Source organism: Asticcacaulis biprosthecium C19 (assembly GCF_000204015.1).
Lineage (GTDB): Bacteria > Pseudomonadota > Alphaproteobacteria > Caulobacterales > Caulobacteraceae > Asticcacaulis > Asticcacaulis biprosthecius.
This window is the reverse complement of sequence record NZ_GL883077.1, coordinates 1,014,249-1,021,199: the sequence shown is the minus strand read 5'-3', so window position 1 is coordinate 1,021,199 and position 6,951 is coordinate 1,014,249. Positions and strand designations below refer to the sequence as shown.

The 6,951-nt window shown below is 58.1% G+C and carries 3 protein-coding genes; all 3 read right to left on the bottom strand.

Going from position 1 to position 6,951, the window contains the following annotated elements:
* Positions 1–87: 87 nt before the first annotated feature.
* Positions 88–3,024 carry a TIM-barrel domain-containing protein gene (locus ABI_RS05165; protein WP_040308603.1) on the bottom strand — a complete coding sequence of 979 codons (2,937 nt, stop codon included), beginning with the start codon at positions 3,022–3,024 and terminating at the stop codon, positions 88–90.
* 20 nt (positions 3,025–3,044) lie between these two features.
* A complete protein-coding gene (locus ABI_RS05160; protein WP_006271794.1) occupies positions 3,045–4,433 on the bottom strand; it encodes a glycoside hydrolase family 43 protein in 1,389 nt (462 codons plus the stop codon).
* 726 nt (positions 4,434–5,159) lie between these two features.
* Positions 5,160–6,951 (bottom strand): P-loop NTPase fold protein (locus tag ABI_RS05155; RefSeq protein WP_040308602.1); only part of this gene is annotated, 1,792 nt, incomplete at its 5' end.

Sequence of the window (6,951 nt, the reverse complement as noted above, 5' to 3'; positions counted from 1 at the left end):
AGGACATGGGGAGGAGAAGGAACCAATACCGATGAGTCAGGGTCATCATTTCGTCGATCCGCAGGGCGGATAAAATACACCACCGGATCAGGTACCGCCGTCAAAGCGCACAACGGATGGTCGGCCGTCGTAGGTGATCGTCCGGGCATGCGACGGCTTTCCGGAGTTCATGCTGGCGGCATCGAAAACGACGATGTTGAGGGTCCGCTGTTGCGTCATCCCGGCAAAGCTGCCACGCCGCGCGTCGATGGTCAGGGTCTGTTTCGCATCGTTCCAGTGCAGGTCGTAGCTGGCGGATTGTCCCTTTTCATAGGCGTAGGTCTCGTTGTCGTCCTCATAGAGGGTGAATGTGCCGTCGGCGCCAGCATAGACGCGAATCTCATACGGCGCGTCGGGTTGCTCGGTCGCGTATTGGATGACGGGGCCCATCGGGAGGATGGCGCCGGCACGGACATACAGCGGAATGATGTCGAGCGGGGCTTCGCGCACGGCGGTCGTGCCGCCATCGTAGCGCTGGTTCGTCCAGAAATCGTACCAGTCGGTCCCGGCAGGCAGGTAGGTACGCATGGTCAGGTCGCGCGGCGCGCTGAGGGCGGCAGCGTCGCGGCGCAATTCGGTCGGCGTGCGCCAGACAAATCTGAACACCCGGCCACCTTGGGGATGCGAGAATTCGAGCCGGACCGGCAAGGCCTCACCCTGCTTGAGTGTACGCCGGACAACACGGGTGCGCGTGGCGGCGCGGTGCCACTCTTCGACGACCGTCTCTCCGGCCAGGGCGAGACGCATGCCATCATTACCGGTCAGGCCGATTTCGTATTCGCCGTCTTCGGGCGCGATCAAAAACCCTTCCCAGCGTGCCGAGAATTGGCTGAGCGACGTCAGGCCCGGCGGAAGTTCCGCCAGCGGCGGATCGGGCCAGGTATGGTCGATCTTGACATCGAGCACTGTGCCGCGGGGGCTCTCGAAATTCTCGCCTTGGAAATATTGCACCATCAAGCCGGTCTTGCCATCGGCTGTGCGCAGGTATTGCGATGGCACCGTGGTCGCGGCGGACGGCTGGATATTGTACATCGCGCGCGTGACCGGATGAACCAGCAGCGAGGATCCGTACATGAAGCTGTCATTTATGTTGTAGGTCGCCGGATCGTCCGGAAAATCCATGGGAAGGGCGCGCATCAGCGTGTAGCGGTCCGAGGTCACCCTGGCGCTCAGGCTGTAGGTATAGGGTAGCAGGCGGTAACGCAGGTGCACGGTATCCAGCAGGGTCTGGTAGACCGGCGGGTCGAGCGTTTTGAACAGATAGGGTTCGCGTTCCACGCTGGTGCCGTGGACGCGCATGATCGGGTTGAACGCGGCATATTGGAACCAGCGGGCGAACAGTTCGCGCCAGGCCGGATTCTTTTCGCCGCCCGGAAAGTCGGTGACGAAAAAGCCGCCCGTGTCCTGGGTCCAATACGGATTTCCGGTGATGGTGACATTGACGCCGCCCGGCACCTGCTGGGCGAAGGTCCGCCAATTGGCGTAGATGTCGCCGGACCATGACGCCGCCGCGGTGCGCTGCGCGCCGGCCCAGGCGGAACGGGTCAGGGTGAAGACACGCTTGTCGCTGGTCGCGCGCTGCCCTTTGTAGGTGCCTTCGGTGGTGAGCAGCGAATAGGGGCTCAGGTACCGGGTGAAGTCGCCCATGGCGTTGCGACCCAGCGCCTTGGTATCACGGACATTGTCCACTGGGTTCCACATGGCCGAGCTGACTTCAACCTCGGTCCCGTCCATCCACAGCGCGTCCACGCCCTTGTCGAGGAGGCCGGACTTGATGTGCTTGAAGTAGATCTCGCGTCCCTTGGGACTGAAGGCATCGTAGACGCGTGCCTGTTTGGAAATCCAGTGCAGCGGCTCAAAGCGCAAATTATACTGGTCGAGTTCGTGGGCAAGCGCCGTGTCATTGCCGACCGACGGCCAGATCGACACCATCAGCTTCATGTTCAGGTCGTGGATGGATTGGCTCATGCCTTCCGGATCGGGAAAGCGTTCCGCATTCCACGTCATGCCGGACCAGGTACCGTCCTTGTCGCCGCCCCAGTATTGCCAATCCTGGACAATGTAATCGAGGGGAAACTGTTCCTTGCGAAAGGTTCGCGCCACTTCCAGTATGCGCTCTTGGGTCGGATAGCGCTCCTTGCTCATGAACAGGCCGAACGCCTGCTTGGGATACATGGGTGCATCCCCCGTCAACCAGCGGTACGACCCGATCACCTCATCCATGGTGCCGCCGGCCATGAAGTAATAGTCGACCCCGCCCGGCGCGCTTTCCGCCCAAAGACGCGCGCCCTGGGCATCGTCCTTGAAGCGCATCTGCGAGTAGGTATCCCACAGGACGCCGTAACGTTCCGTCGAAACCATCACCGGAATGATAATCCCGACATTGGTCTGAACGAGCAGAAGTTCCTTGTTACGGCGATTGACGTCATCGTCGGCGGTGTAGCCAAAACCATAGATGCCTTCGCCCGGTTTCAGAGTGAAGCGGTTCTCCACCACGTAGGTCGGGGCATCCGAGATCATTCGTTTTTCGATCGACTGCGGCGCGTCGGCCTTTTCACGCGTGAGCAGCCGCCCGGATGGGTCGTAATAGGTCACGGCGCCGGTGTGCTTATCGATCGCAACACGCAGTTTCTGGCCCACCAGTTCCAGTTGGTCGGGTGTTTCCTTGACCGTCACCGGCACCGCTTCTGGGTCGCGAATGACCACCAGGCTTCGCTGCGTCCAGTAAGACTCACCGAGATTGGCGTTCACCCGCACGACGGTCGGCGCGTAGAAGACGACCGACTTGGTGACGCCGTTCAACTGGAACTGCACGCCGCTGCGCAGCGTCTGGAAGTGGAAGCCGGAATCGCGGGCCGGCGCCGGCGCGCTCAGGTGCCCCAAGGGGTCAAGACCGATGGGCGGTGTCGCCGAACGCGCCAGGGCTGGCGCGGCGATTGCGAGGGCGACCATTGCGGCGGCCGTCATCATCCAAAGCGGCTTCATAGGCAGTTCCCTTACCTTTTTTAGTGTTCAAAGCGCCAATAGTCGACGTCAAACAGCGACTCTGCGCCACGCCCCCTGAAGATCATGAACAGGTCGCGAACACCGGTCGCCCCGGTGACATCGACCGTTTCTTCCCGCCATTGACCGGCATCGCCGACCGGTCCGACCTGCAACACGCCCATCACGGGGCCGTCGATACGGTCGAGCCGCAGTTCAATCGTCGCACCGGGCGCACCGCCGGCGACGCTTGCCACAAACGCCTTGGCGGGGGTCTTGCCGAAGTCGACGCCCGCGACCTTGATGTAGGTGCGATCGGCAATGCGCGTGACATAGACGCCCTTTGCGTCATCCTGCGCCGTCGTCACACCGGGGGCCCAGGCGTAGGGCCGGTCGCGATCGCGCTTGATCCGCGACGTCCAGGCGATGGTCTCGGCTTCGACGCGTCGATAGGGATCTACAGGCTCGATCTGCGCAGCGCCCTTGGTGTCCCACCACGGCTGGTTCGGAATGGTTCCATCCGGATTGTAACGGAACTCGGTCATGGTTACCGAGCGGCGTTCGTGATGGATCGGGGTCATGGCGAAGTTGAGCTCGTAATTGAACCCGAAGACGTAGGACTTGCCCTTATAGTCGACGATACCAGGATGGTTCCCGGTGGCGCCCGGGTTCGGGTCCATGACCTTGCCCTTGTGAACCCAGGGCCCCGTCGCCGTCTCGCTCATCGCATAGCCGATCCCTTCGGGACAGCATGTCGAAGCGTAGGCCATGTAGTAATGGTCATTGCGTTTGTAGAACCAGGGCCCCTCCTGGTAATCCGCCGGCTTGGAGTCGACCTGAACGATCGGACCGGAGTAGGACACCATGTCCTTATTGAGCTTAACGTACCAAAGGTGCGGATTGCCCCAGTACAGATAGGCCTGGCCGTCATCATCGATCCATACGGTGGGGTCGATATAGCCTTCGATCGGTCCAATCAGCGGCTTGCCAAGGGCGTCCTTGAAGGGGCCCGCCGGGTTATCGGCGACCGCCACGGCAATCACATTCTTGGGTGACCCGGCCACGCTGATCGGCGCATAGAGGTAGAACTTGCCATCGCGGGCGATGACCTGCGGCGCCCAGGCGTCGTTTGCCTGGACCGCCCATGGAAATGTCTTGAGCGAGGCGACCACGCCGCGGTCGGTCCAATTGGCCATGTCCGTCGAACTATAGAGGCGCCAGTCGAGCATTTTGAAACCCGCGGCATCGTCCTCGTCGTGGCCGACATAGAGATAGACGACGCCATCATGCACGAGGGGCGCGGGGTCGGCGGTAAACCGGGTTTGAATGACAGGATTATCGGCTCTCGCCAAGCCGGCCGGCAGACACATGGCGAGCAGAGCGCAGATCAGAGCGGCGGGTTTGATTGCCATGCGTGCACGTCCTGGAAGTGAGCCATTGTTACGCGCCAGACATCGAGGTTTGCGCGCCCTGTAAGCTCTGTTTAATTTGTGAGCGCACCCATCGGTCTTTGCCGGTATGGAGGCGCTTGTCCCTGTCGTCGTTCTTGTATGAACGCAATGAATAATAGTCAGACAAAATAATGTCAATCTGGCCTTACCTAGCGACAACATTTTGTGAGTCTTCGCTTGTGCCGGCATGATGCGACATGCGCATGCTCATGCAGATTTTTCGGCAGTAATTTTCACAAACGAAAATTTGGAGGGAATTTTGGTTCGTTCTATGGGTGCTCGCAGGTAAGCATGGCGTGACGGCGGAGAGACATGCTATATTTTATGAGGCATGGAGGATTTGCCTTTATTCGCCGCCACGTCAAAATCAGGCACCGAGGCAATTTCATATATACGCGTAAATATTACCGATGAGATTCGCCCGACCATAATTTTCGCAACGTCGCGGACTGAGGGCTCCATCTGGCCTTGAGATTGGACTTACCAAATGTGGATTAAGTCGGACTATTTGTACGCGTAACGCACGCCGCGCGCCGGGAACGTCGCTTCTAAAGCGGGCGGGGACTGGTGCTCCTGTCCTCGTATTTTTGTACACTCGAATTGAGCCGAGCGCATACGGCCCACTTCCGCTTTCGCGCGACCGGATGCGGTGTCGGCTTGACGAAAGCAAGAAAACCAAGCTTCTCACTAATCATCGTCAAATCTCCTCTCCTCGAGCGCTGTCAAGAATACTTGAATGGCATCGATGTCGGTCTGCGAGACTGTTTTTGCTCCAATGATGCGGTCGAGTTCGCCCCGAAACCATGTAGGGTCAAAAAGGTCAAATCGATCCGACAAACTGGCTCGTATTTTCCGCCGTGCCACGCGATCTCCCGCTACTTGAGACCACCCGTCACCTGTCAAAGCCTTGGCCAATATCACTAGTACGTCGTCCCGTGTCATCTGTTCGGCCAGCCAAGCCTTCATTTCACCGCCTTCGTCGTCAGAGAACTCTCGCCACCTGTACAAGTTGGAAAGCAGATTGTGCGTCCGTATCAGCATTCCGTCAGAGGCCGCCAAACGCAGTCGTTCCAATGAACGTTGCCGGAGCGTTTGGGCAGCTTCTTCGGTAACCAGGCATTTTTCAGGGCGCGTCGTTCGTCCTTCCTTCTGCTGGTAGTCTCGTATGGCGGAATCGCTAAAATCAATCAGCCAATCGAGTGATGCATTTATTGTGGCAGTTAAATAGAGGCTAGTGCGTTCATCTAAATCGAACCGATCTTCAGTTAAGCGACGGATTAACCAGTGTACGCGCAGCGGCGTATTGCCAATTGAAAATCCGCGCTCTGAGTCTTGGTCCAGGCTGATCTCATCAACCACCGAAAATAGCGCGGATAGAAATGGTTCGACCTGACCTTTTTCTATGCGCTTCGCATGGACATTCAACTCATCGAGCCACACCGGGACCATCGACTTCCCGTTCTTTCTTTTACGGTGTGCTATTTCGCGGAAAGTTGACCTCACGAACTCTGCGTTGCCTACCTCCGCTAAAAACTGCTGAATGTCCGCTGTTGAAAGTGCATCGTCGCTCAGCGATAGCCGGAAATAAGTATCAAAATGTTTTCCAATACATACTCTTCGCGCAACATCCCATTCCCTCGTGAATCCGGTACTATAGGTGACGTCTTCCAACGCCGGGAACAACCGCTGTAAAATATTGCGCGCAGTCTCGTGGTTTGCCGTTGGAACCTGAACTAAGAAAGGTGCGATTTTATCGGTGTTCTGCCGGTCCATCGCATAATCGCTGGCCGAAGCAGTGGCTATGTCCCGGTAGGTCTTGATAGCGCTCGAAAGCTTGGGTTCGTAAAGACGGAGGGTTTCCAATGCCATGAAGTCTGCTTTATCGATTTCCCCTGCGACAGCTGGCCATGTGACGCTCATCGCATTGATCAAGCGGGTGACATGTCGGGGCGTCAGTAGATAAGGAACTACGCCATCGTAGAACAGGTTCATAAATCGAACGACGTCCTCCTCCGCGACATCGCCGCATATGCGCTCTACAGCCGCGAGCAGCGTGTTGTTGAGATCGGTTTGTATCGGAGCCGGTAGTTCGAAACTGGCCTGAATTATTTTTTCCAGAAAATGCGGCCCCTCCGAGGGGTACCGTTGTTGAACGGCAGCATCGGCAAGATCACGGTCAAAAACAAGTAGGTACATTACATTGGGCAGACGGCCTGCGGATTTTACCAAGCGGAAGATGGCGAGCGCTTCGTCGGCGGAGAGCCGGTCGATGTCGTCGATGATAACCAAAAAACGCTTGTCCTGCCCCTGCAGAACTTTTGACAACTTTTCGAAGGTTTTCTCGAGCGTCGCTCCATCAGGAAAGAACCGCTTTGCGAAGTCTGCGCCACCGGAAACCATTGGACTGAAAAGCCCACCCCCCGGTAATAAAGATACGGCGGCCCCCAACACCGGCCCGGCCTGAAGGACGTGTCTACCG

What these genes read in the sequence shown, in the direction of transcription:
- ABI_RS05165 (WP_040308603.1), bottom strand. Translation starts at nt 3,024, where the DNA reads ATGAAGCCGCTTTGGATGATGACGGCCGCCGCAATGGTCGCCCTCGCA.
- ABI_RS05160 (WP_006271794.1), bottom strand. Translation starts at nt 4,433, where the DNA reads ATGGCAATCAAACCCGCCGCTCTGATCTGCGCTCTGCTCGCCATGTGT.